We start from the raw sequence: 25589 nt of genomic DNA, 5'->3' as shown, positions 1-25589 counted from the left end.
TCATCCAGTGAGACAGCCAAAGGATGCGCTGTTCGATGATCTTCAGGTATCGCGTCTTGTCGTCGCTCATTCCCATGCTCCGGGTTCTTGCGTGTGGATGGTGCAAAAAAAGGATCGCGGCACCACGGAAAGCGCAAGCTTCCCGCAAGCCGCATCGGAATGGACGGTAAAATGGTTCCAGCTTTGTGTCACGGATCCGTAAGAACTATGCCGGGCCTCTGTCAATGTGATTTTCGCCCGGCAGCCGGAACCGGTGCCTCAGCCGGGCAGAACCGGCGGGCGCAGGCGGATTTTCAGGTGCTTCTGTTCCAGGAATGTCATCAGCCCCTCGGGGCCAAGTTCGCGGCCAAAGCCCGACATCTTCCAGCCGCCAAACGGAGCCTGCAATTCGCTGGTGTCATTGACATTGACGCCCACCGCGCCAAACTCCAGCCGCTCGGCCACACCCCAGGCGGTCTCAAGATCGCCCCAGACATAGGCCGCCAGCCCGAAATCCAGCCCGTTCGCCACGGCCAGCAGGTCGTCCATACCGCGATAACCTGCAATTGCCGCCAGCGGGCCAAAGCTTTCCTCGGTCATCGGCAGGCTGTCCAGCGGGGCCTGATCGATCACCGTCGGGCGATAGAACAACCCCCGGTCCAGATCGCCGCCGGTCGCGCGCGCACCACCGGCCAGCAGCCGCCCGCCACGCGACACCGCATCGGCGACATGCCGGTCCGTCCGTGCAATGACCGAGGCGTTTTGCACCGGCCCGTATCCGATAGCCGGATCCTGCCCGTCGCCCAACACGGTATCCTCGGCCAGCCCCGCCAGAATATCGGCAAAGTCCTTGCGCTGGCTGTCATGCACCAGAATGCGGTTCACGGTGATGCAAATCTGTCCCATGTTCGAATAGGCGCGGCGATGGGCGGCCCTTGCGGCCTCTTGCAGGTCCGCACCGGGCAGCACGATAAAGGGCGCGTGCCCGCCCAGTTCCAGCGATACCCGCTTCAGGTTGCCCGCCGCCGCCCGCATGATCGCCTGCCCCGCCGGAACCGAGGCCGTGGCCGAGATCAGCCGCACCCGCGGATGGGCCGACAGCGCCTCGCCTGCGACGGGTCCAAGCCCCGGCAGATCGGCCAGCGCACCGGCGGGCAGACCCGCCTCGTGAAGGCAATCGACCAGCATGGCGATGGCCAGCGGCGTTTCGTGCGGCGATTTCACCACGATGGGACAACCCGCAGCGATGGCCGGCCCGATCTTCCAGCAATACAGATCGATGGGATAGTTCCACGGCACGATGGCCGCCGTCACGCCGATTGGCTGCCAGATCACCAGATTGCGGATCGCAGGCGAGGATGCCTGACGCAGCGTGCCCCAGACCCGCGTCGCCTCGGCCGCGTAATAGCGCAGCACCTCGGCGCCGAACAGGATTTCCTTCACGTTGTCGGGAACGGGCTTGCCCTGTTCGCGCGTCAGCAGCCGTGCCATGTCATCGGCGCGTTCCTCGATCAGCGCAGCGGCGCGGTTCAGGATGGCGGCGCGTTCCGTTTCGGCCATTCCGGCCATGACCGGCGCGGCGCGTTCGGCCGCAGCAACCGCGCGGTCCACATCCGCACCCGAGGCCAGCAACGTCCGACCCAGTTCATCGCCCGTGGCGGGGTTGATCAGCGCAAAGCTGTCGCAACCGGCAGGGCGGTGCCATGCACCATCAATGAAAAATCCGCGGGTTTCCATCAGCGTGCCCTTAGCCTGCGCCACAATTCGGCATAGTTGCGGTCGTTCTGTTCGGTGGCGCTGGCCTTGTCCAGGGTGTTGGGGCTGACCATGATATAGGGGTCGCGCCCCGCCGCCGCGATCAGGCGGGCGGTTTCAGCGTTGATTGCCTGCCCGATGGCGATGGCAATCGCGGTCGAGGTCGCGCCGACCCGGCCCCTGACGCCCTCGATCTCCAGCCCGGCATCGCCAAGCGGCACGACCGTATCCACGACGACATCGGCCAGTTCATACAGATGCTTGCCCGAGGAATGCCGCGACGGCGTGGCCGAGCTGTGCGGGATCGAGGTCACGCCGATCAGCTTCATCCCCTGCGCCTGCGCCTCGATGGCGATGTCCAGCGTGACGGCGTTCAGGCCCGAATGCGAAAAGATCAGCATTGCATCGCCCGGTTTCGTCTGATGCGAGGACAGGATCGCCCGGCCATAGCCTTCCTGCGAATGGATAAACCGGTATTGCCGCGCGCCCATGTCGCCCAGAACCCGGTGAAACGAGATCATCGAGCTTTCGACGATGGGGCGAAAGCCCGTGCAGGTGCCGGTGCGGGGATACATCTCCATTGCCGGAAAGGATCCGTGGCCAGTGCCGAAGGTAAAGACCAGATTGTCGCCAAGAATGGCGTCGGCGCAGATGGCGCCTGCCGCGCGGATAGCCTCGATCTGGCCGTCCTGCACGCGCCGCAGCCGGTCGATCACGGTTTGCAGATAGTCATGCGAAATGTCGTTCATTGCCTTGATCCGTTCTTCAGGCCGTCATGGCGCGCAGGGCGATGCGGAACATCCGCGCCTCGCCAGCGTCCAGCCGGGTCTTGTCAAGCTTTTGTTGGGTGATTCCGTCCACGGTGCCCAGACACAGCGTCGCCGCCGACAGCCCCTGCGACTGCGCCACAGCCAGCAGGGCCGAGGTTTCCATGTCGGTGGCCAGCACGCCATCGGCCCTCAGCCGCGCACGGACCGCATCGACGCGCGGCCTTGTCGCGTCTTCAAGCGCGAACATGTCGCGGTAAAAGGCGTCAAACGTGGCGTAGGTACCAGTATGAGGTGCCGCACCCTCGGCCCTTACGGCATCCTCAAGCCCGGCGATCAGCGCCGGATCGGCGGGGATCGGGCGGCTGGTATCGGCATAGGCGGGCGCGGTGCCGTCATGAGAAATCGCCGCGCGCGAAATCAGGAAATCGCCGGGGTTTGCGGGGGCGAAGTGCATTGCCGTACCAATCCGCAGAAAGCGGCGGATGCCCAGATCGGCCAGCTCGTGCATCACGATCGAGGCGATGGGCGCACCCATGCCAAAGGCCGCGACCGTCACCCTGCGCCCGCCGAACCCGCCCGTAACCGAGCGCAGCCCCCGCCTTTCGGGCAGAAAAGTCGCGTCGCTCAGCAAATTTCCGATCCGGGTCACACGGTCCGGGTCGCCGACCAGAATCGCGGCCTCGCCGATGTCGCGATCCGAATAGCCCAGATACCAGGCGGTTTTCATGATGCTTGCCTTTCCGTCAAAAGCTTTGCGGCGGCAGCCATTCCCGCCCCCACCGCAGCCAGCGGGTCCAGAACCCCGGCCATTTCGGCGGCGATAAAGCCCCCGGCGAATGTGTCCCCTGCCCCGGTCGCGTCCCGCACGTCGATCCGGGCGGGCGCGGGGGCGAAGGCGCTGCCTTGCAGGGTGATCACCTCGGCCCCGCGCGCGCCATGGGTCACGACGCGGATGGCGTTACCGCCGTCGATCAGCGCCTGTTCGGCATGATTGCAGAAAATCACATCCGCCCGCGCCGACAGCCGCTGCCGGGCGGCGGCATCAAAGGAATCGGCGTCGTTCTTGACCGCCCAGTACAGCCGCGCCGTCGCCGGGGCCAGGTCAAGGATCTGGCCGACCAGATGACCGGGCCCGACCGTGACGCACAGATGGCTTGCCGCGCTGATCAGCCCCGCCTGCGCGCTGGTCAGCCTGTGTTCCCCCGGAAATCCGGGGTCGTACAGGCACGAGACCGCGCCATCCGGCTGGCAGGCCAGTATCGACACGGGCGAGCGCCGCCCCGCCACAGCCGCGATACCGCTCAGATCCAGCCCCGCCGCCCGGCATTGCGCCATCAGCGCCGCGCCCGGCGCATCATCTCCGATCCAGGTCAGCGGCGCGGCGCACAGCCCCTGCCGCGCGGCGGCCATGGCGATATAGACCGGGCAGCCCCCGGCCCGCGGCCATGCCGCCGGATCGCGCCATGTAATACGCGTCGTACGGTCCTTGCCGATGTCGCCCGCCAGATGGATCGCGTGATCCAGACTGGCAAAGCCGGTCACGACAAGCCGCGTCATTGCAGCAGCGCCCCGGCCTCTTCCAGGCCGGTCACGCGCCCGAAATAGCGGCCCATATCCTCAAGCGAGGCCTCGGCCAGATGGGCACGGTTGGAATTGGTCGCCTCGCGCGGGATCACGACCTCCAGCCCGTTGGCAAAGGCGTCCTGCGCGGTGGCGCGAACACAGACATTGGTCTTGACGCCGCAGATCACCACCCGGCGTATCGCCTGTTCGCGCAGGAACAAGCCCAGTTCGGTTGCGAAAAAGGCCGAATAGCGGCGCTTTTCGATCACGATCTCGCGCGCATAGCCGCCGGGTCCAAAGCCCTTGTAGAACTCGGCATCGCGGCCTCCGTGCAGGCAATGGTCGGGCAGACGGATTTGTTCGAAATCGTCGAACCCCTGACGATGGCGGTCGGCGACATGGACGATGATCGCCCCGGCCTGCCGCGCGGTCGCGATCAGGTGCCGGACCGGGGCGATCACCTCGGGTGCGGCAGGATAAAAATTCTCTCCCTCGGGATGCAGAAACGAATTCTGCATGTCGATGACCAGAAGGGCCGTGCGCATTTCAGGTCTCATTCCTTTTCTTGTTGCGGATGGACGCGACGATCAGCGCGGCCAGAACCATGACATAAGGGATCGCGCCGATCAGCTTGGGCGGCAGGCCCGCCGTTTGCAGCCGGATCTGCGTGGCGTCCAGAAAGCCGAACATCAGACAGACCAGCGCCGTGGGCCAGGGCTTGTCGCGACCGAAATAGAACGCCGCCAGCGCGATGAAACCGCGTCCGCCCGACAGCCCCTCGTTGAACAGCCCGATCGATGCCAGCGCCAGATGCGCCCCGGCCAGCCCGGACAGTGCGCCCGCGATGGCCGTTGTCGCCTCTTGTATGCGCAGCCCGTCCAGACCCAGGGCACGGGCCACCTGCGGCGCGTTGCCGGTGGCCCGCAGCCGCAGCCCAAACCGCGTATCGGCCAGAACAAAGGGCATCGCTGCGACCGTCGCCCAGGCTAACAGCGTCAGCGGATCCAGCCCGGACAACATCCGCCCCAGCAGCGGAACGCCCCCCAGAGCCTCGGGCAGGACATGGGGCAGCAGCACCACATCCGGCAGGCGCAGCGTGCCCGATGTGCCGTATTGCCAACTGAGGATAAAGCCGATTCCCCCCGCAACCAGCACGTTCAGCCCCAGCCCGGCCACGATCATGTTGGCCTGCCCGCGCGTGATGGTCAGCGCGAACAACCAGCCGATGACCGTGCCGGTCAGCAGCGCCGCAAGGCAGGCCAGCAGCCAGCTTCCGGTCGCGGATGAGACAATGACAGCGACAAGCGCACCGGCCAGAATCTCGGCCTCCAGTCCGATATTGACGATGCCCGACTGCCGGTTGATCAGCCCGCCCATGGCAGCCAGCAGGATCGGCGTCGTCAGGACGATGGATGCGGCAAGGATCTGTTCAGGCATTGGTGTGCCTCCGCAGCCGGGGCAGCGCGATCTGCATGACCGCAAAGATCATCACAAGCCCTTGAATGATCTCGACCAGATCCAGCGGGATGTCGGAAAAAAGCTGGATCGTCGTCCCGGCCGAGGCCAGCGCCCCGAACAGCACCGCGCCAAAGATCATGCCGGCCGGATGGTTGCGCCCCAGCAGTGCGACCGCCATGCCCGTAAAGCCGTATCCCGGCGAGAAACTGTCGGAAAAGCGGAATAACTGCCCCAACCCGTGCGACGCGCCGCCAATCCCCGCGACCGCGCCCGACAGCACCATCACCGCGATCACCGTCGCCGGAACGGAAATGCCGATGGCCTGCGCAAACCGCCGGTTCAGCCCGACCAGCCCGCCCTCAAGCCCCGCAGGGGTATAACGGCACCACAGCCCATAGGCCACCACCACCGCCACGCCGATCAGGAACCCCGCATGCAGGGTCGATGGCGGCATCAAGCGGGGCAGATGCGCGGCGTCGTGAATGGCCGGCGTCATGTTGTTCCCCGCCGACGCCGACAGCAGCGGCCCGTTCACCAGATAGCCGGTAATCGCCAGCGCGACGAAATTCAGCATCAGCGTCGAAACGACCTCGTCCACCTCGTATTTCGCCAGCAGCCAACCGGGAAACCACAGCCATACCGCGCCCGCCACAGCCCCCGCGATCAGCGCCAGCGGGATCAGCATCAGGCCCAAACCGGCGGGCAGGGCAAACCCCGTGAATACCGCTGCCAGCCCGCCGACCAGAAACGCCCCCTCGACGCCCACATTGAACACCCCCGCACGGAAACAGACGGCGGTGGCCACAGCGGTGAACAGCAGCGGCGTCGCCGCCGACAGGGTCGAGGCGATGCGGCGGGCCGAGCCAAAGCTTTCATTGGCCAGCAACGCAAAGGTGGCCAAGGGGTTTTCGCCGATCAGGATCAGCAGCACCCCGGCAATCGCCAGCGCCAGCACAAAGGGCAGCAGCAGCGCCCTGAGGCTGGACCACAGTCCGTCAAGCATGTTCGCCCCCCATCACCATCATCCGCCCGATTTCCTGTGCCGAGGCACCGCGCGGCAATTCGCCCACGATGGCCCCTTCGGCCATGACAAGAATGCGGTCCGACAAGGTCTGGATCTCGTCCAGCTCTTCGGACACCAGCAGCACCGCACCGCCATCCGCCCGGAACTGCCCCAGCAGATGATGGATCGCCGCGATCCCGCCCAGATCGACCCCCCGCGTCGGCTGCGAGACGACCAGAAAGCACGGCCCGGTGGCGATTTCGCGGGCAAAGACCAGCTTTTGCTGATTGCCGCCCGACAGGCTGGACACCGGATCGGCCAGCGCGCCATAGCGGACCTGCAACCCCTCAAGCCGTTCCCGCGCCGTATCCAGCAGGGCCTTTGGGTTCAGAAACCGCCCCCGCGCGACAGGCGGGCGGCGGTGACTGCCCGTCACCGTGTTCAGCGCGATCGAGGCCGAAAGGCACAGCCCCTCGTGCCGCCGGTCGGCGCTGATATAGCCCAACCCCGCCGCTCTCCTTGCAGCGGTGTCGGCATGGGTCAGATCGCTTCCGTTCAGGGTGATCGTGCCGCTCGCAACCGGGCGCAGCCCGGCCAGCAATTCCGCCAGATCGCCTTGCCCATTCCCCGCCACCCCGGCCAGACCGACGATCTCGCCCGCATGGATGGTCAGGGAAATGTCACGCAGCGGCCGGGCATGCCTGCGCGGCGCGGTCGCCACGCCATTCAGCCGCAGCACCGGACGCACCGCCTCGTGCCCCGCCAGTTCCACAGCAGCGGGTGCGGCATCGGCACCGACGATATGGCGCGCGATCTCGTCTCCGGTCGTGTCGGCCATGGCGGCGGAATATGTGACCTGCCCGCGCCGGATCACCGTCACCCGGTCGGCCAGCGCCACCACCTCGGGGATCTTGTGCGAGATGAACAGCATCGACGCGCCGTCGGCCTTTAGCCGGTTCAACAGGCGGAACAGTTCCTCGACCTGCGGAGGGGCCAGGACGGCGGTCGGCTCGTCCAGGATCAGGATCCGCGCGCCACGCCGAAGCAGGCGAATGATTTCAACGAATTGCTGGATGTGGACCGGCGCGGCGGCTGACGGGACGTGCCAGTCCACCTGCACGCCGATCCGGTCCGCCAGCCGCGTACCATCAGCTTCGGCGGCGGCCCAGTCGATGCGGCGCAGCGGGCCGGCGGTCATCGGCTCGCTGCCAAGGACAAGGTTCTGCAACAGCGTCAGATCCGGGGCCAGCATGAATTCCTGATGGACCATGCCGATGCCACGGGCCAGCGCCCCGGCGGGTCCGGACAGCCGCGCGGGTGCGCCGTCCAGAATGACCTGCCCGCTGTCGGGGGCCTCCATCCCCTGCAACATCCGCATCAGCGTCGATTTCCCGGCACCGTTCTCGCCGACGATGGCATGAATCTCGCCCGCCCTCAGGGCAAGCGAGATGTCCTTGTTCGCCTGCACCGGACCATAGGCCTTGCTCAGCCTGTCCGCCCCCAGAACGACGCCGTCAAACCCCTCCGCCACAGCCATCGCCTATTTGAAAAACTCGGGATAGCCGTCGGTGGACACGTCCCAGACCTTGATCTTGCCCGCGACGATGTCGGCCTTCAGCGCCTCGACCTTGTCCAGATAGGCGGCGGGAATGATGTCGCGCGTATGAGTCATGGGCGACAGGCCAACGCCGTTCTCGGCAAGGCCGAACACCATGTGCTGCCCGCCGGGGAAGCTGTCATTCTTGTAGGCGGTCAGCAGATCCTCGACCGCCACATCCACGCGCTTGACCATCGAGGTCAGCACATGGCCCGGTGCCAGCCCGTCCTGATCGGTATCGACCCCGATCGCATAAACGCCCGATGCCTTGGCGGCGTTGATGATGCCGATACCGGTGCCGCCCGCGATCTGATAGACCACATCCACCCCCGCGTCGAACATCGCCTTTGCCATCTGCTCGCCCTTGGCCGGGTCGCCGAATGTCTCGGAATAGGCAACCTTGACCTGAATATCGGGATTCACCGCATGCGCGCCCTCGATATAGCCCGAGATGAACTTGTCGATGCCCGGCGATTTCACCCCGCCGATCACGCCGATGACCGGATCGGCATTGATGCCGGGAACGGATGTGTCGGTCGTCACCTGCGCGGCCAGCGCCCCCGCCAGATAACTGCCCTCGTGTTCGCCAAAGACGACCGAGACGATATTGTCGCCTGTCCGCGTCTGGTTCATGATCACCCAGTCGGTATCGGGATAATCGGATGCCAGCTTTTCCATCGGCTCGCCATGCAGCCATTCCAGCGAGATCACCATCCCGAACCCCGCATCGGCGGCGCGGCGCATGATTTCCTCGCCCTGCGCGGCAACGTCATTCGATTCGATGGGACGCCCCTCAAGCCCGGTGGTCTCCAGCCCCTTCTGGAACCCGGCAAAGGCGGTGTCGTTCCACGACCCGTCCCCCAGCCCGCCCTGCGCAATGATCAGCGCGACCGGAGCATCCTTGGCCAGCGCGGGAACCGCCGCCCCGATCAGCCCCGCCGTGGCCAGCATGATTGTCTTTCGCATTCTCAACCTCCCATATGCCGACAGTCTTGCCTGCCGTTTCAACCACCCGCCTGCTGGCGGACCAATTCGATATCGACGCTGTAATTCCCCGGCAGATACAGCGCCCGCGTTGCGTCGATCAGCCGCCCCGTCGCGTCGCGGCTGTTCCGCCAGACCTCCATCACCGCGACCGGAGGCGCGGCCCGCAGCAAGCCCGCTTCCTCGTCGCTGGCCAGTCGGGCGACATTGCGTTCGCTGGCCCGTGCAACCGGATGCCCGGCCTCTTCCAATGCGGCATACAGCGAAAACGTCGTCCGCGCGCCCGGCACCAGCGCATCGCCATGATCCCGCACAATCAGCGTGAACAGGCTTTCCGGAATCTGGGACACATGCAGCGCCACGGGTTCCAGATCCAGAAAGCGCAGCCGCGACAGGCGCACCATCGCCTCGGTCGAACCAAGCGCCCGCGCGTCCCCGCCCCCGACAGGCCCGACCGACAGCACCTGATGCGATACCTGACGCGACAGCCCGCGCATGGATTCGGTAAAACTCTGGACCCGGCCCTGACGGCGGCGCAACCCCGGATCAGACACGAACGTGCCCGAACCCTGACGACGCACCAGCGCGCCCTCGGCCACCAGCACCTCGATCGCTCGCACCACGGTGCCGCGCGCAACCCCGAACCGGCGGGAAAACTCTGCCTCGGGCGGCAGACGATCACCCGGACGGGCAGCGCCGCCAAGATAGTCTTGCCGAATCTGCTCGGCCAGGGCGCGGTATCTGGGAAGGGATTCGGTCATGGATCAATCTTAATAGATCTGGTTGACTAGTCAAATTTATTCTCTCAGGGAACGCCAGTTTCATACTGTACAGTACACACCGAAAAAGCCGCCGCAACCCGTCCCCGTGCAAGGCCGCAGGCTTATGCTGGGGGTCCGGGGGGTGCACAGCTCCCCCGGCCATCGCGGGACGCAAATCTGCGGCGCTGCCATCACACGCAAACTTCCCGGACAATGTACAAAACTGGCCATATTTCAGGCAATCCGCAGCGCGCCGCCCGCGCCACGCGCTATCGTGCTTGCACCGCGAAATCCCCTGTGAGATCGCAAGGGGCAAGTCAGGAAAACCATGCCCAAGAAACTTCTCATCGTCGTTGCCGAAACCGACCCGGACCGCGCCCGCTCGATCGCCGAAGGGCTGGCCGAGTCCGGCGATCACGACGTCCGCATCATCGCGGAACAATCCTCGCTGGCACGCCATGTCGCGGATTTGCGCCCCGATGTCGTGCTCATCGACATCGCCAATCCCTCTCGCGATATTCTCGAAGAGCTGGCGCTGGCCTCGGGGCCTGCCGAGCGGCCGGTGGCGATGTTCGTGGACCGTTCGGACGAGGGGCTGACCCGCTCGGCCATCGAGGCGGGGGTGTCGGCCTATGTGGTGGACGGGCTGCGGCCCGAAAGGCTGAAGCCGATCCTCGACGCAGCGGTGACGCGGTTCCATATCTTTCAGCAATTGCGGGCCGAGCTGGCCGCGACCCGCGCCGCGCTGGAGGAACGCAAGATCACTGATCGCGCCAAGGCGCTGATCATGAAAGCGCGCGGCATCGGCGAGGCCGAGGCCTATGCCCTGCTGCGCAAGACCGCCATGGATCAGGGCAAGCGCATCGGAGAGATCGCGCAGCAACTAGTCACGGCAGCGGGACTTTTGGGCCGATGATCCGCCTGCGGCTGGGATATGTGCCCCTGATCGATGCGGCACCACTGATCGTCGCGCAGGAACTGGGCTTTGCCGCGCAAGAGGGCCTCTTGCTGGAACTGGTCCGGCTGGGCGCATGGGCGCAAAGCCGTGACATGCTGGGCGCGGGGCTGATTGACGCCGCGCATATGCTGGTACCGCTGCCTGTCGGACAGGCACTTGGGCTGGGTCCGCCGGGGCCGGATTTCGATCTTCTGATGTTTCTGTCCCATTGCGGGCAGGCGGTTGCCGTCAGCAACCCGATCCTGAGGCGGCTGCGCGACACCGGCCACGGGTTCGACCTGGCCGATGCGGCGGCGGCGGGTCAGGCGCTGCGCCGCGTCGTCACCGGACCCCTGCATGTGGGCGTGCCCTTCATGTTTTCGATGCAGCTTGAACTGATCTGCCACTGGCTGACCGCGTGCGGGTTCCGCCCCGGCGACCTGAAGGTCAAGACCGTACCCCCGCCGCTGATGGCCGATGCACTGGCGGCGGATGAGGTGGATCTGTTCTGCGTGGGCGAGCCATGGGCCTCGCATGCCGTTGAACGCGGAATTGCCGGGCTGCTGCTGCCGGGCCGGGCGATCTGGGCGGCCGCGCCCGAAAAGGGGCTGGTGCTGCGCCGTGATTTCGCGCAGGACCGGCCCGAGGACACGGGGGCGCTGATGCGGGCCTTGTGGCGGGCCGGACGCTGGCTGGACGAGGCCGATCACCGGGCCACCGCCGCCGAGATCCTGTCGGCCCCCCGCTATCTGGACCTGCCGCCCGATCTGGCCGAGCGGGGCATGACCGGGCGGTTGGTGATTTCCGCAGATGGCGGCACGCGGCAGGTGCCTCAATTCGTCGCATTCAGCGCGGGGTCGGTGAATTTTCCATGGAAAAGCATCGCCGCCCTGATTGCCCGCAACCTGGCGCAGCGCCACGGACTGCCGCCGGAACCGGCCATGCAGCGCGCGATGGCGCATTTCCGCACCGACCTGTATCGCCAGCATTTGCGTCCGGCAGGGGCACCATTGCCGGGGGCCTCGTCGCGGATCGAGGGCTCGCTGCCCGAGGATCGCACCGTCCCCGCTGAACGGGGGCAGATGATTCTTCGCGCAGACAGTTTTTTCGACGGCCATGTCTTTGACCCCTCTGCCGTGGTTCGGTCACAAAACTGACTGAAAATCAGGCAATTCGCACCGCTGCCGCCTAAATCTTCTGCGTTGCGGCATCCTGGCTGCGATTGCAGCAATCCACACTTGCGCGGCACGACGGATCGCCTCAATCTAAACCCACAGGCACGGCGCAACGGCGCGCCCGCCACCTGCCCGCGATGATGCGGTCCTCCACAGAAGGCATCAGTTCATGGACTCCCCCGCCGGGGATGTCCCGACCTGTCCTGACGCCTTCCGAACCCATGAATTGCCAGTCATTGCCGGAGCCCCTAGATGTCCGCAACCAGCACCTCCTCACCCGAGGCCAGCCGCGCGCTTGGCCTGTCCACTGTTGCCTTCACCATCTGTTTTGCCGTCTGGACGGTTTTCTCGATTATCGGCCTTCAGATCCGGGATCAGCTTGACCTCAGCGAGACCCGGTTCGGGCTGCTGGTCGGCCTGCCGATCCTGACCGGATCGCTGACCCGCATCTTTCTGGGCATCGCCACCGACCGGATCGGCGGACGCGCGGTCTATACCCTGACCATGCTGGCCGCCGCCGCCGCGACCTTTTTGCTGGGCTGGGCTGCGACCTATGCGCAGATGCTGGTGGCGGCGCTTGGCGTCGGGCTGGCCGGCGGTTCTTTCGCCGTGGGGGTCGCCTATGTGTCGCGCTTCTACGCCGATGCGCGGCAGGGAACCGCGCTGGGGATTTTCGGCATCGGAAATGTCGGTGCGGCGGTGACGAAATTCGCGGCACCCTTTGTCATGCTCGCATATGGATGGCAGATGACCGCGCAGATCTGGGCGGCGGTGCTGACGGTGACGGCTGTGCTGTTCTGGGTGTTGTCCAAGGACGATCCGGTCACGGCGGCGCGCCGGGGCGGCCAGATGGAACAACGCAGCCTGCGGGCCGAGATGGCACCGCTGGGGAACATGCAGGTCTGGCGGTTCTCGGCCTATTACTTCTTCAGCTTCGGGGCCTTCGTCGCGCTGGCGCTGTGGCTGCCGCATTACCTGATCGGGGTCTATGGCCTGAACGTCAGGACCGCCGGGATGATCGGCGCGGCCTATTCTATCCCCGCTTCGATCTTTCGCGCCTATGGCGGCATTCTGTCCGACCGGGTAGGCGCGCGCCGGGTGATGTATGCGACCTTTGCCGTGTCGCTGGCGGCGACGGCAATCCTGTCGGCACCGGGCGGCATTCCGCTGCCGGTCTTTCTGGTGGTGATCTTTGTTCTGGGCTTTTTCATGAGCCTCGGAAAGGCCGCCGTCTACAAGCATATCCCATCCTATTACCCGCAGAATGTCGGCGCGGTGGGCGGTCTGGTCGGCATGATCGGCGGGCTTGGCGGATTTGTCCTGCCGCTGCTGTTCGGCTGGCTCAAGGATGAAACCGGGCTGTGGTCAAGCTGCTTTGCCGTGCTGTTCATGCTGGTCGCGGGCTGCATGGTCTGGATGCACCTGTCCGTCCGCCGCATGACCCGTCCTGCAACCCTGCAAACCGCGTGACCGGAGGCATTGTCATGAAAAGGAAACTTGTGATCATCGGGGCGGGCATGGCCTCGGGCCGGATGCTGGAACATCTGTTCGAGGCCGATCCCGACGCCTTTGACGTCACCCTGTTCAACGGCGAGCCGCGCGGGAATTATAACCGGCTGATGCTGTCGCCGGTCCTGTCGGGCGAAAAGGCATATGAGGACATCGTCACCCATGACGATGACTGGTATGCCGCGCATGGGGTCGATTGCCGCTTTGGGCAGCCAGTGGTCAGGATCGACCGCGAAAACCGCGTGGTGCATTCGAACCAATCCAGCGCAGCATATGACGCGCTGGTCATCGCGACCGGCTCTGCGCCCTTTATCATTCCGGTGGCAGGAAAGGATCTGCCCGGCGTCGTGTCCTATCGCGATCTTGAGGACACGAACGCCATGATCGAGGCGGGCATCGCGGGCAAGGACGCCGTGGTCATCGGCGGCGGGCTGCTGGGGCTTGAGGCCGCTGCGGGCATGGCCGCGCGCGGGGCCAGCGTCACCGTCATTCACCTGATGGGCCACCTGATGGAGCGTCAGCTTGACCCCGCCGCCGGATACCTGCTGCAAAAGGATCTGGAACGGCGCGGGATCACGGTTCACTGCAAGGGCGCAACCAAGGCTATTCTGGGCCATGGCCGCGCCGAGGCCGTGCTGCTGGAAGACGGCACCGTCTATCCCGCCGATCTGGTCTGCATGGCCGTCGGCATCCGCCCCGAGACGCGCATCGCCGTCGATGCCCGGCTTGAGGTTGAACGCGGCATCGTCGTCGATGACGCCATGCGCAGCAGCGATCCGCATATCTTCGCGCTTGGCGAATGCGTGGAACATCGCGACCAGTTGTTCGGCCTTGTCGCGCCGCTTTACGATCAGGCGAAGGTGCTGGCGAAAACCCTGCTGGGCGCGGCAGCCGAGTTCCGCCCCGTCCAGACCGCGACCAAGCTGAAAGTCACGGGTTGCGACCTGTTCAGCGCGGGCGATTTCGCCGATGGCGAGGGGCGCGAGGACATCGTCTTTCGCGATCCCGGACGCGGTATCTACAAACGGCTGGTCCTTCAGGACGACCGTATCATCGGCGTGGTGATGTATGGCGATACCGCCGACGGCAACTGGTTCTATGGACTGATGAAGGACGGCACCGACATCGCGGGCATGCGCGACACCCTGATCTTTGGCCCCGCCTTTCAGGGAGGGTCTGCCGTGGACCCTATGGCGGCCGTTGCAGCCTTGCCGCCTGAGGCGGAAATCTGCGGCTGTAACGGCATTTGCAAGGGCACTATCGTTCAGGCCGTGCAGGGTGGCGCGACCACGCTGGACGCCGTGCGCGCAGGCACCAAGGCCAGCAATTCCTGCGGCACCTGCACCGGGCTGGTCGAACAGGTGATGAAACTGACCCTTGGCGACAGCTTTGCCGCCGCCGCGCCCGCCGGAATGTGCAAATGCACCGATCACAGCCACGAGGACGTGCGCCGCCTGATCCGGTCCATGGGCCTGAAATCCATCCCCGCCGTCATGCAGGAACTGGGCTGGAAAACCGTCGGCGGCTGCCATTCCTGCCGCCCGGCGCTGAATTATTATCTGCTGGCCGAATGGCCGCTGGAATACCGCGACGACCGGCAATCACGTTTCGTCAACGAACGCAACCACGCCAACATCCAGAAGGACGGCACCTATTCGGTCGTGCCACGCATGTGGGGCGGCGTGACCACGCCCGCCGAACTGCGCGCCATCGCCGATGCGGCCGAGAAATACGACGTGCCGATGATCAAGGTCACGGGCGGTCAGCGGATCGACATGCTGGGCGTCCGCAAAGAGGATCTGCCGCATATGTGGGGCGATCTGAACCGTGCCGGGCTGGTCTCGGGTCATGCCTATTCCAAGGGGCTTCGCACGGTGAAAACCTGCGTGGGCAGCGAATTCTGCCGCTTTGGCACACAGGATTCGACCGGGCTTGGCATCCGGCTGGAACGGTTGCTGTGGGGATCCTGGACTCCGCACAAGGTCAAGCTGGGCGTATCCGGCTGCCCGCGCAACTGCGCCGAGGCGACCTGCAAGGATGTCGGCATCATCTGCGTGGACAGCGGTTACAATATCAGCGTCGCGGGCGCGGCGGGGATGGAACTGAAGGAAACCGAGCATCTGGCCTCGACCCCGTCCGAGGACGAGGCGGTCGAAATCGTCACCGCCTTTGTCCAGCTTTACCGCGAAAACGCCCGCTATCTGGACCGCCCCTATAAATGGGTGGCCAAGGTCGGGCTGGACTGGGTCCGGGCGCAGGTCGTCAATGACGGGGCCAACCGCCGCGCGCTGTGCGGGCGGTTCGAGATCAGCCAGTCGGTCTATCGCAAGGATCCATGGGCGGAACATTCCACCCCCGACCAAACGCCCAAATGGGCCCCTGTCGCCAATCTGACACTGGAGGCTGCGGAATGACTGTTTCGGTCGATATCGGAACGCTTGAGGATATTCCGCGTCAGGGCGCGCGGCTTGTCAGGACCACGCATGGCTGCATCGCCGTCTTTCGCACCGCCGATGACCGGGTCTTTGCGCTGGATGACCGCTGCCCGCACAAGGGCGGGCCGCTGTCCGAGGGCATCGTCCATGGCGACCACGTCACCTGCCCGCTGCATAACTGGGTGTTCGACATGAACTCTGGTCGCGCGCAGGGCATCGATGACGGCGCGGTCCGCACCTATCAGGTACGCATCAGCAAGGGCCGCATTCTGATTTCCGCCGATCTGGCGGCCTTTCGGAAAGCCTGTTGACGGGCGCAACCCAACACACAAGGAACATGTCCATGTCCCATGTTACCCCTCGGGATTTTGCCTGCAAGATGATCGACGCGGGCAAGGCCAAGGTTTTCATGTCCACCAGCGTCTCGGGAAAGGTCATCGCGATGTGGATGCCGATCCTCGTGTTGTTTGACATGGGATTCGAGCATTCCATCGTGAACATGTTCCTGTTCCCGGCGGGCCTGCTGCCGGGCGGCAATTTCACGATCGCCGATTACCTGATCTGGAACGAGATCCCGACCGTTCCGGGCAATATGGCCGGCGGGTTGACCCTTATGGGCGCGATGACCCATTCGACGCATTACCGCACCGCACCCGAAACACGCCGCACCCGCAAGGCACCGGCCTCTCTGGCCCGGCCCATTCCGGCCGAATGAAGGCAGACCCCTGATGAACATGCTGTCCTCTGCCCCCCGTCCGGCCCGCACGACCTGCCCCTATTGCGGCGTGGGCTGCGGGGTGCTGGCCACGCCCGACGCCGCTGGCGGGCTGACCATCGAGGGCGATCCCGATCACCCGGCAAATTTCGGGCGGCTTTGCGTCAAGGGCTCGGCCCTTGGGGAAACGGTGGGGCGGCAGGGCCGGCTGCTGGCCCCCCTGATCGCCGGACGCAAGGCAGGCTGGAACGAGGCGCTGGACCTTGTCGCGGCGCGCTTTGCCGACACCATCGCGCGGCACGGGCCGGATTCGGTGGCGCTGTATGTCTCGGGGCAATTGCTGACCGAAGATTACTATGTCGCCAACAAGCTGATGAAGGGGTTCATCGGCAGCGCCAATATCGACACCAATTCACGGCTGTGCATGGCGTCCTCGGTTGCGGGGCACCGGCGCGCCTTTGGCAGCGACACAGTGCCCGGCCTCTATGAGGATCTTGAGACCGCTGATACCGTTGTTCTGGTCGGTTCCAATCTGGCATGGTGTCACCCGGTGCTGTTTCAGCGGCTGGCCGCAGCGCGTCAGGTGCGGGGTACGCGGGTCGTCGTGATCGACCCGCGCCGCACCGCCACCTGCGACATCGCTGATCTGCATCTGGCCTGCGCTGCGGGATCGGATGCGGCGATCTTCAACCTGCTGCTGGCCGAGATTGACCGGCGCGGCCTGATCGCCCCCGACGCCCCGGTCGAGGGGCTGGCCGACTGTCTGAAGGCAGCGCGCCGGACCCCGGCAGACATGACCGGCCTGCCACCCGAAGATCTGGCGCGGTTTCTCGATATGTGGTGCGACAGCGAACGGGTCGTCACCGTCTATTCGCAGGGGATCAACCAGTCCGAGACCGGCACCGACAAGGTGAACGCGATCCTTAACTGCCATCTGGCCAGCAACCGCATCGGACGCCCCGGCATGGGGCCGTTCTCGGTCACGGGGCAGCCGAATGCGATGGGCGGGCGCGAGGTCGGCGGCCTTGCCAATATGCTGGCCTGCCATCTGGACATCGAAAACCCTACGCATCGCGCCGCTGTCCGGGGTTTCTGGAACGCGCCGCGCATGGCCACGAAACCGGGGCTGAAGGCCGTGGACATGTTTCGCGCGGTCGAGGACGGGCGGGTCAAGGCGCTGTGGATCATCTGCACCAACCCCGCCGTCTCGATGCCCGAGGCCGACCGGGTGGCCCGCGCCATCGCCGGATGCGATTTCGTCGTGGTGTCCGACATCATGGCCGATACCGACACGACGCGGCTGGCCGATGTGCTGCTGCCTGCGACCGGCTGGGGCGAAAAGGATGGCACCGTCACCAACTCCGAACGCCGCATCAGCCGCCAGCGTCCACTGCTGGCCCCTGCGGGACAGGCGCGGGACGACTGGCGCATTCTGGCCTCGGTCGCCCGACGGATGGGCTGGTCACGGGAATTTGGCTGGACCAGCCCGGCCGCGATTTTTGCCGAATATGCCGCGCTGTCCGGTGTCGCGGGCCAGCTTGGCAGCGACTTCGACATCTCGCTGCATGCCGGGATCACGCAGGCCCGCTATGACGCCATGCAGCCCTTTCTGTGGCCGCAATCGCCGTCGCGGCAGGGAGGGCGCTTTTTCGGCGATGGCCGCTTTCACACGCCGTCAGGCAAGGCGCGGATGGTGCCGGTCAGCGCCGCCCTGCCACAGGCAACCGGCCCCGCCCGGCCCTTTCGGCTGAATACGGGGCGCATCCGTGACCACTGGCACAGCATGACCCGCACCGGCCTGTCGTCCCGCCTGTCGCGCCATCTGGCCGAGCCGTTTCTGGAAATCCATCCGCAGGACGCCGCCGCACTGAACCTGCCCCCCGCCAGCCTCGCCCATGTCGCGGGGGCCGGGGGCAGCGCTGTCCTGCGCGTGCTGATCACCGACCGCGTAAAACCCGGCCAGCCCTTCGCCCCGATGCACTGGACCGGCCAGACCGGCCCGACAGGCCGTGTCAACGCGCTGGTTCCGGCGCTGACCGACGCGATCTCGGGGCAGCCGGCATCGAAATCCGCCGTCGTCAGCATCCGTCCCTTCGACGCCGATTGGTATGGCTTTGCTGTCTCGCGCCACCCTATCGCGCCGAATTGCGACTATTGGGCGAATGCGACGATCGTCAGAGGATTTCAGGCCGAGATGGCCGGAAAGGCCCTTCCCGACGACTGGCATGATTTCGCGCATGGGTTGTTTGACCTGCCATATGATCCATTGACCGTCCGCGACTCGCGGCGCGGCATCGTCCGCATGGCCTTTGTCAAGGATGACCGTCTTGAGGCCGCACTGTTCGTCTCGACTGGTCCGGTCGCCCTGTCGCGCAGCTTTGTCACGGGCGCGCTGTCGGATAATTGCGGCGCAGCGGTGCTGTCGGGCCAACCCGGCGCCGACCGCCCGGACGAGGGCGCGCTGATCTGCGCCTGTGCAGGCATCGGCGTGAACACCATCCTGAGCGCGATCACCTCCCGGCGTCTGCTGTCGGTCGAGGCCATCGGGCAGGCATTGGGTGCAGGCACGAATTGCGGATCCTGCCGACCAGAGGTGAAAAGGCTTCTGGATCAAAGCCTGCGCACCGGCCCCTGCCCCGGATCGCCCCGCGCCACGACAAGCGGCTGACCCCGTGTAACAAATGATGCATACGAAATCTCGCCTCTACGTTGCAATTGTGTCATGATCCGCTGGCGGGGGGCCGCAACATGGGGGGATACCGTGAACAGACAATTCATCCGTTCGCCCGGCCTGACCGGTCTGAAAGAGGTTGCAGACCAGTTCGGGGGGGATCTGAAAGCTGCGCTGCAACAGGTAGGGCTGGATCCGGCCGTGCTGCGGCAGGGCGATGCACAGGTCGATTTTACAACGTATTGTCAGTTGCTTGAAAATTGTGCCGTGACATGGCGTCTGCCCGATCTGGCCTTTCGCATGGTTCCCTATCAGCATCTGGAAATCCTTGGCCCCGTGGCTTTGGTGACACGGATGGAGCCGACGCTGCGCGACGCGCTGTATTCCATCGTGCAGAATCTGACGGTTTATACCAACGCCCTTGTCGCCGCGCTTGAGGAACAAGAGGACGTCGCCGCCGTGATCGTCTCGGTTCAGAATTTGCCCGTCGTGACGCGGCAGTACATCTTTCTGACCCTTGCCGTGACCAAAAACATCATAGATCAGGCGGCAGGCAGGCCGCTGACCTATATCGAGGCGAGTTTTCGCGAACCCCAGCTTGGTCTGGCACGCACCGCCGAGGCCTGGTTCGGCTGCCCTGTCCGCTTTGGCGCGGAACGGGACGCCCTGTATTTCAACCGCGAGGCGCTGGATCTGCGGCTGGAACGCAGCGACACTGCCTATCACGCCATCATCCGCCGTTACCTGTCCACCGAACGCGAGGCCACCAGCGGCAGCGTCGTCGATGCCACCCGTCAGGAAATCGCCCGGCAGATGGAACTTGGCCATTGCACGCTGGAAAGCGTGGCCCATGCCCGGCGACTGGAACCGCGCAGCCTGCAACGGCGCCTGAAAGAGGAAAACAGCTCGTTCCGGGAACTGATCGACGACTGGCGGCGCAAAAGGGCGATGTCGCTGGTCACGCTGACGCGCAAACCGCTGTCCGATGTGGCCGACGCACTTGGCTATGCCCATCAGGCGGTGTTCACGCGGGCCTTTCTGCGCTGGTACGGCCAATCTCCGCTGGTCTATCGCAAACAGGCGGCGGCCCTGGCCAACCTGCCGGACGGGCGGATCATGCCGTCCGCGAATATCGCCTCTTAGCCGCCCTTGCGGAACGGGGTCCAGTCGGACAGGGCCGCGATCTCTTGGCCCATGGCCCGGCGTTCCTGATCCAGATAGCTGGCCAGCGCCCGCAGAAAGCCGGGATCGCCGACCCAGTGCAGCGAATGGATCGGCACCGGCTCGTACCCGCGCGCCAGCTTGTGTTCGCCCTGTGCCCCGGCCTCGACACGGGCAAGGCCGCGGGCGATGGCAAAGTCGATGGCCTGATGATAGCACAGTTCGAAATGCAGGAAGGGGTGGTCCTGCACGCAGCCCCAGTAACGGCCATAAAGACAATCGGGCCCGATGAAATTCAGCGCTCCGGCGATGGGGGTGCCGTCATCCTCGGCCAGAACCAGCAGGATGTCGTTGCGCATGGTCTGATGGATACAGTCGAAAAAGGCGCGGGTCAGATAGGGCCGACCCCATTTGCGGCTGCCGGTATCCTGATAGAAGGCCCAGAAGGCGTCCCAATGTTCCGGTCGCAGATCGTCACCGGTGACATGACGGATCCTGCCCCCGAAAGCCTGCGCGCGGGCGCGTTCCTTGCGCAGATCCTTGCGTTTGCGCGAGGACAGGGCGGCCAGAAATTCATCATAGCTGCCATAGCCCTTGTTCAGCCAGTGAAACTGCTGGGTGACACGGGGAAGAAAGCCCGCCTCTTGCCCCAGCGCGGCCTCGGCGCCGCTGCAAAAGGTCACATGCACACCCGAGGCCCCGCCGCGATCGGCAACCTGGGTCATTCCCGCCAGCAGCGCCTGCTTGACGGCGGGATCACGGGCCAGCAGGCGCGCACCCTCGGCCGGGGTGAAAGGGACAGCGCATTGCAGCTTGGGATAATAGGCCCCGCCCGCCCGCATATAGGCCTCGGCCCAGGCGTGATCGAAGATATATTCCCCGTGACTGTGAGATTTCGCATAGACGGGCGCAGCCCCGACAATCCGGCCCTCGCACGCGACCGTCAGATGCAGAGGCTGCCAGCCGGTGCCCTTGCCAACCGATCCGGACTGTTCCAGCGCATCAAGAAAGCGATGCGAGGTAAAGGGATTGCCGTCGCCCAACGCATCCCAGATTTGGGGCGCGATCCCGGCAATGGCCGGATGGGTCGTCAGGGTCAAGGACGCTGTCATGCCGCGACGTTAGTGCCTTGGGCCGGGATTGTCAGGTGAAAACGGCGGACCGCCCCGGCATTTCCGGCAAGAGAAACCCAATGAAATCAGCGCATCGAAAAACCCCGGCGCGCGGCGGCGGTTCCGTGCCATTCGCCAGGCCGCGCATGCCCGCGCATCCCCATGTCGCGGACAAACAGTTCTGTACAATGTGATTGACTTGAATTTGCATTTATGTATACAAGAATGCAGAGGAGATGACCATGGCGATCGAACTGTCCGCTGCCGAACGCGCCTATCGAACGATCCGCCGCAAGATCGTGTCGCTGGAGCTTGCGCCGAACACCGCCGTGGGCGAGTTGCAGCTTGCCGATATGCTGGGCGTCAGCCGAACGCCGATCCGCGAGGCGCTGACCCGGCTGTCATCCGAAGGGCTGGTCGATTTCCGTTCGCGCGCGGGTACGACCGTGGCGCCGATCCGGCTGGATGCGGTACGCGCCGCGCAATTCGTCCGCGAAAAGCTGGAGGTCGCCATCGTCCGCGAGGCAGCCGCCGAAAGCTCTCGCCGGTTCAAATTCTCGGTTCAGCAGGCGGTCGAAGAACAGAAATTCGCAATCACCGACGGCGATACGGCACTGTTTTTCGCCTCGGACGAACGGATGCATCAAAGCTTTGCCGAAATGGCGGGCCGACCCGCCGTCTGGCCTGTGATTTCCGAAGCCAAGAAGCATATGGACCGTCTGCGCTGGCTTAGTCTGGCGACGGTCAGTGCCTATGACCTGAACACATTGCTGGACGATCACGTCGAACTGTTCAACGCAATTGCCGCCCATGATTCCGACCGCGCCCAGGTCGTGATGGAGCTGCACCTGCGCCGGGTGATGGCGCAGATAGACCAGCTTGTCGCCGCGCAACCGGATTATTTCGAAACCATCCCCATCGAGCAGGAGACCGAGTGATGACCAGCCTTCCCCAGATCGACCTGTCGGAAAAACGCGCCCTTGTCACCGGCGGCTCAAAGGGCATGGGTCTTGGCATCGCGCGGGCACTGCTGGATTGCGGAGCGCGGGTTGCCATCGTCTCGAACGAACCGGCCTCGCTTGACGCGGCGCAGAAAGAACTGGCGGCGGGTGGGCAATTGTTGCCCATCGTCGCCGATGTGACGCAGGGCGACCAGATGCGGCGGGCGGTCGAGGATGCGGTGGCGGCCTTTGGCGGGCTGACCACGCTGGTCAACTCGGCGGGCATCCAGCGCTACGGCACCATCACCGACACGCCGGAAAATGTCTGGGACGATGTGATGAACGTCAACGTCAAGGGCATCTTCTGGGCGGCGAAATACGCAATCCCCGAAATCGCGGCGCAGGGCGGCGGCGCGGTGATCAATCTGGCCTCGGTGCAGGCTTTCGCTTCGCAAAGCAATGTCGCCGCCTATACCGCCTCCAAAGGCGCGATCTTGGCGCTGACGCGGGCGATGGCACTGGATCATGCCGGGGCGGGCGTGCGCGTGAACACGATCTGCCCCGCCTCGATCGACACGCCAATGCTGCGTTGGGCGGCGGATCTGTGGAAGGGCGACAACACCGCCGAGGCGACCATCGAAGCATGGGGCAAGGGCCATCCGGTCGGGCGTGTCGGTCGCGTGGACGAGGTGGCCGCCGTCGCGGCCTTTCTGGCCAGCGACCTGTGCCCTTTCATGACCGGCGCAGATATCAAGATCGACGGCGGCGTGCTGTCAAAGCTGGGCATCATTCTGCCCGAATAAGGCATCCACAGTTCAGGGAGGGAAATGTGAATTTCCAAAGCGAGGACTTTCTGAAATCGCATATCCGGTCGATCATCGATTTCTATCATCCGGCCTGTATAGATCACGAATTTGGCGGCTATATCAATCAGATGCGCGATGACGGTTCGATTTTCGACCGGATGACCAAGCATCTGGTCGGCACCTGCCGCTTTATCTATAACTATTCGCTGGCAGCGGTCACGCTTGACGATGAGGGCTGTCGCACGGCCGCCGCCCATGGCCTTGCCTTCCTGCGCGACCATCACCGGCGGCCCGATGGCGGCTATGCCTGGGTTCTGTCGGGGCAGGATGTGGTGGACGGCACCCGCCATTGCTATGGGCACGCCTTCGTGCTGCTGGCGGCGGCGGGGGCGCGCAAGGCGGATGTTCCTGGGGCGGATGCGCTGCTGGATGACATCTGGACCCTGCTTGAAACGCGCTTCTGGGACGCCGGGGCGCGGCTTTACGTCGATGAGATCGCGGCAGGGGACTGGTCGGCGATCGATTCCTATCGCGGCCAGAACGCGAACATGCACATGTGCGAGGCGATGCTGGCCGCATGGGAGGCTACGGGCAACCCCCGCTATCTGGACCGGGCCGAGCTGCTGGCCCGCCGGGTCTGCCTCGATCTGGCCGAACCGGCGGGTGGGCTTGTCTGGGAACATTATCACACGAACTGGACCCATGACTGGGAATTCAACCGCGATGATCCCAAAAACCTGTTCCGCCCATGGGGCTATCTGCCCGGTCATTTCACCGAATGGTCCAAGCTGCTGCTGATCCTGAACCGGCACCGCCCGGCGGATTGGCTGATCCCCAAGGCCGAGTTTCTGTTCGGTGCCGCGCTGGGTCGCGCCTGGGATCCGACCACCGGCGCGATCAATTACACCTTCGGGCCGGATGGCGCGATCATCGACACTGATCAGTATTACTGGGTCTTTTCCGAAACCTTCGCCGCCGCCGCGCTGCTGGCACAGGCGACGGGAAAGGACGAATACCGGACTTGGTACAACCGCGTCTGGACCTATGCCGACAGGTATTTCGTCGATCACGACCACGGTGCCTGGTACCGCATTCTGGACAAATCCGGTCAGCGGTACAGCGACGAGAAAAGCCCGGCCTCCAAGACGGATTATCACCCGCTGGCGGCCTGTTACGAGACACTGCAAGCCATGAAAATGGACGCATGATCATCACCTGAGGGAGGAGGAACGATGACGACGACCAAACTGGCCGCGACGGCCCTGACAGCGATCTGGGCCACCATCGCGGCGGCACAGGCGCAAGAACCCTATCGCTTCACGATTCTGACGCAGACAGGGATAGACAACACATTCTGGCAGACCATCAAGCGCGGCATGGACGACGCCTGCGCGCAATATCAGGTCGATTGCCAGCTTCTGTTCACGCCGGAAAACGGCAATCTGCAAATGCATCTGCAAAACCTGGAAACCACCATCGCGCAGGGCGTGGACGGAATCGCGACGGTGATCGTCGATGATAACCTGTATGATGACGCGATCCAGCGCGCCATCGACGCGGATATTCCGGTCCTGACGCTGAATGTCGATGACACACAAGGGGCCGAGGGCAATGCCCGGCTGGCCTTTGTCGGGCAAGATCTGTTCCAGGCGGGATACGAGGTCGCCAAGGGGCTGGTCGCGCTGCTGGACAAGGGCCAAAAGCAGCATGTGCTGCTGGGGCTGGCCCGTCCCGGCGAATCCTGGGCCGAACAACGCATCGGCGGGGCAAGGAAATACCTGGACGAGGCCATCGCCGATGGCTGGGATCTGGACTATCAGGTGATCGACAGCGGCAACGACCTTTCCATCACCGGGCAACGGATCTGTCAGTATGTGCAGGGCAACCCCGCCACCACCGCCGTGATCGGCGCTGGCTTCTGGTTCTCGGGGGCGGGGGAATGCCTGCGCGACATGGGCATCCAGCCGCATCAGATCCGCATGGGCGGGTTCGATCTGGTGCCGATCCTGCTGGACGAGATGAAAAAGGGCTATGTCGATCTGACCGTCGATCAGCAGCCTTACCTTCAGGGTTATCTGCCGATCCAGCAGCTTTATTTCATCAAGAAATACGGCCTTTCCGCCTTTGACGTGAATACCGGCAAGGCGCTGGTCAGCCCCGAAGATGTCGATCAGGTCACAGCCTTCGTCGAGCAGGGCGTGCGCTGAAGCGCGGCGGCCCGGCCCTGTGGCCGGGCCAGCCAACCGGCCGCCACATT

The 25589-nt window shown here is 64.8% G+C and carries 24 protein-coding genes; 13 read left to right on the top strand and 11 right to left on the bottom strand.

Translation table 11 applies throughout. The annotated features are described in order from the left end of the window. Positions 1-202: hypothetical protein (locus tag ACK5L9_RS10215; RefSeq protein ID WP_416911353.1), on the top strand; the 202-nt coding region annotated here is incomplete at its 5' end. A gap of 56 nt (positions 203-258) precedes the next feature. Here the strand turns inward: ACK5L9_RS10215 and ACK5L9_RS10210 are convergent. The 10 genes from ACK5L9_RS10210 to ACK5L9_RS10165 are packed head-to-tail and all read right to left on the bottom strand — an operon-like array spanning position 259 to position 9870. Beyond that, positions 259-1716 carry an aldehyde dehydrogenase family protein gene (locus ACK5L9_RS10210; protein WP_416911352.1) on the bottom strand — a complete coding sequence of 486 codons (1458 nt, stop codon included), beginning with the start codon at positions 1714-1716 and terminating at the stop codon, positions 259-261. After that, the gene (locus ACK5L9_RS10205; protein ID WP_416911351.1) at positions 1716-2483 is read right to left on the bottom strand and encodes a sugar isomerase domain-containing protein; all 768 of its coding nucleotides are present in this window, start codon (positions 2481-2483) and stop codon (positions 1716-1718) included. The genes ACK5L9_RS10210 and ACK5L9_RS10205 overlap by 1 nt, the downstream gene beginning before the upstream one ends. 16 nt (positions 2484-2499) lie before the next feature. Further along, positions 2500-3231: a hypothetical protein gene (locus ACK5L9_RS10200; RefSeq protein ID WP_416911350.1), complete on the bottom strand. Its 732-nt coding sequence runs from the start codon at positions 3229-3231 to the stop codon at positions 2500-2502. Further along, positions 3228-4061 carry a carbohydrate kinase family protein gene (locus ACK5L9_RS10195; protein WP_416911349.1) on the bottom strand — a complete coding sequence of 278 codons (834 nt, stop codon included), beginning with the start codon at positions 4059-4061 and terminating at the stop codon, positions 3228-3230. The genes ACK5L9_RS10200 and ACK5L9_RS10195 overlap by 4 nt, the downstream gene beginning before the upstream one ends. Then, complete coding sequence (locus tag ACK5L9_RS10190) at positions 4058-4612, bottom strand: cysteine hydrolase family protein (RefSeq protein ID WP_416911348.1); 555 nt, start codon at positions 4610-4612, stop codon at positions 4058-4060. The genes ACK5L9_RS10195 and ACK5L9_RS10190 overlap by 4 nt, the downstream gene beginning before the upstream one ends. 1 nt (position 4613) lies before the next feature. Continuing rightward, complete coding sequence (locus tag ACK5L9_RS10185) at positions 4614-5504, bottom strand: ABC transporter permease (protein WP_416911347.1); 891 nt, start codon at positions 5502-5504, stop codon at positions 4614-4616. Continuing rightward, positions 5497-6528: an ABC transporter permease gene (locus tag ACK5L9_RS10180; RefSeq protein ID WP_416911346.1), complete on the bottom strand. Its 1032-nt coding sequence runs from the start codon at positions 6526-6528 to the stop codon at positions 5497-5499. Before ACK5L9_RS10180 ends, ACK5L9_RS10185 begins: the two co-directional genes overlap by 8 nt. Further along, complete coding sequence (locus ACK5L9_RS10175) at positions 6521-8065, bottom strand: ABC transporter ATP-binding protein (protein WP_416911345.1); 1545 nt, start codon at positions 8063-8065, stop codon at positions 6521-6523. The genes ACK5L9_RS10180 and ACK5L9_RS10175 overlap by 8 nt, the downstream gene beginning before the upstream one ends. Positions 8066-8068: 3 nt before the next feature. After that, a complete protein-coding gene (locus tag ACK5L9_RS10170) occupies positions 8069-9091 on the bottom strand; it encodes a BMP family lipoprotein (RefSeq protein ID WP_416911344.1) in 1023 nt (340 codons plus the stop codon). A gap of 38 nt (positions 9092-9129) precedes the next feature. Continuing rightward, positions 9130-9870 carry a GntR family transcriptional regulator gene (locus ACK5L9_RS10165; protein ID WP_416911343.1) on the bottom strand — a complete coding sequence of 247 codons (741 nt, stop codon included), beginning with the start codon at positions 9868-9870 and terminating at the stop codon, positions 9130-9132. Positions 9871-10198: 328 nt separating this feature from the next. On the opposite strand from ACK5L9_RS10165, the gene ACK5L9_RS10160 reads away from it, so the two are divergent. From ACK5L9_RS10160 to ACK5L9_RS10125, 8 genes are all read left to right on the top strand, one after another. Next, on the top strand, positions 10199-10786 hold the full coding sequence (locus ACK5L9_RS10160; protein WP_416911342.1) for an ANTAR domain-containing response regulator: 588 nt from the start codon (positions 10199-10201) through the stop codon (positions 10784-10786). Beyond that, positions 10783-11964: an ABC transporter substrate-binding protein gene (locus ACK5L9_RS10155; RefSeq protein ID WP_416911341.1), complete on the top strand. Its 1182-nt coding sequence runs from the start codon at positions 10783-10785 to the stop codon at positions 11962-11964. The genes ACK5L9_RS10160 and ACK5L9_RS10155 overlap by 4 nt, the downstream gene beginning before the upstream one ends. A gap of 270 nt (positions 11965-12234) precedes the next feature. Beyond that, positions 12235-13452: an MFS transporter gene (locus ACK5L9_RS10150; RefSeq protein ID WP_416911340.1), complete on the top strand. Its 1218-nt coding sequence runs from the start codon at positions 12235-12237 to the stop codon at positions 13450-13452. A 14-nt stretch (positions 13453-13466) separates the two neighbouring features. Next, on the top strand, positions 13467-15905 hold the full coding sequence (gene nirB, locus ACK5L9_RS10145) for a nitrite reductase large subunit NirB (RefSeq protein ID WP_416911339.1): 2439 nt from the start codon (positions 13467-13469) through the stop codon (positions 15903-15905). Further along, a complete protein-coding gene (gene nirD, locus ACK5L9_RS10140; RefSeq protein WP_416911338.1) occupies positions 15902-16237 on the top strand; it encodes a nitrite reductase small subunit NirD in 336 nt (111 codons plus the stop codon). Before nirB ends, nirD begins: the two co-directional genes overlap by 4 nt. A gap of 32 nt (positions 16238-16269) precedes the next feature. Beyond that, positions 16270-16641 carry a formate/nitrite transporter family protein gene (locus ACK5L9_RS10135; protein WP_416911337.1) on the top strand — a complete coding sequence of 124 codons (372 nt, stop codon included), beginning with the start codon at positions 16270-16272 and terminating at the stop codon, positions 16639-16641. A gap of 13 nt (positions 16642-16654) precedes the next feature. Then, positions 16655-19309, top strand: coding sequence for a molybdopterin-dependent oxidoreductase (locus ACK5L9_RS10130; protein WP_416911336.1), 2655 nt, complete (start codon positions 16655-16657; stop codon positions 19307-19309). 93 nt (positions 19310-19402) lie between these two features. Further along, positions 19403-20455, top strand: a complete 1053-nt coding sequence (locus tag ACK5L9_RS10125; protein WP_416911335.1) for an AraC family transcriptional regulator ligand-binding domain-containing protein — start codon at positions 19403-19405, stop codon at positions 20453-20455. On the opposite strand, the gene ACK5L9_RS10120 is transcribed toward ACK5L9_RS10125, so the two are convergent. Next, the gene (locus ACK5L9_RS10120; protein WP_416911334.1) at positions 20452-21585 is read right to left on the bottom strand and encodes a GNAT family N-acetyltransferase; all 1134 of its coding nucleotides are present in this window, start codon (positions 21583-21585) and stop codon (positions 20452-20454) included. The two genes, ACK5L9_RS10125 and ACK5L9_RS10120, sit on opposite strands and share 4 nt — an antisense overlap. 242 nt (positions 21586-21827) lie before the next feature. On the opposite strand from ACK5L9_RS10120, the gene ACK5L9_RS10115 reads away from it, so the two are divergent. From ACK5L9_RS10115 to ACK5L9_RS10100, 4 genes are read left to right on the top strand one after another with little or no spacing between them, the layout of a single operon-like run. Further along, positions 21828-22523: a GntR family transcriptional regulator gene (locus ACK5L9_RS10115; protein ID WP_416911333.1), complete on the top strand. Its 696-nt coding sequence runs from the start codon at positions 21828-21830 to the stop codon at positions 22521-22523. After that, the gene (locus ACK5L9_RS10110; RefSeq protein WP_416911332.1) at positions 22523-23329 is read left to right on the top strand and encodes an SDR family NAD(P)-dependent oxidoreductase; all 807 of its coding nucleotides are present in this window, start codon (positions 22523-22525) and stop codon (positions 23327-23329) included. Before ACK5L9_RS10115 ends, ACK5L9_RS10110 begins: the two co-directional genes overlap by 1 nt. A gap of 26 nt (positions 23330-23355) precedes the next feature. Further along, positions 23356-24540 (top strand): AGE family epimerase/isomerase, encoded by a 1185-nt coding sequence (locus ACK5L9_RS10105; RefSeq protein ID WP_416911331.1) that lies wholly within the window; start codon positions 23356-23358, stop codon positions 24538-24540. Positions 24541-24564: 24 nt separating this feature from the next. Continuing rightward, positions 24565-25539 (top strand): sugar ABC transporter substrate-binding protein, encoded by a 975-nt coding sequence (locus tag ACK5L9_RS10100; protein WP_416911330.1) that lies wholly within the window; start codon positions 24565-24567, stop codon positions 25537-25539. Positions 25540-25589: the final 50 nt, after the last annotated feature.

This window comes from Paracoccus sp. (in: a-proteobacteria) (assembly GCF_047973135.1).
In the GTDB taxonomy this organism is placed as follows: domain Bacteria; phylum Pseudomonadota; class Alphaproteobacteria; order Rhodobacterales; family Rhodobacteraceae; genus Paracoccus.
This window is presented reverse-complemented; position numbering and strand designations above follow the sequence as displayed.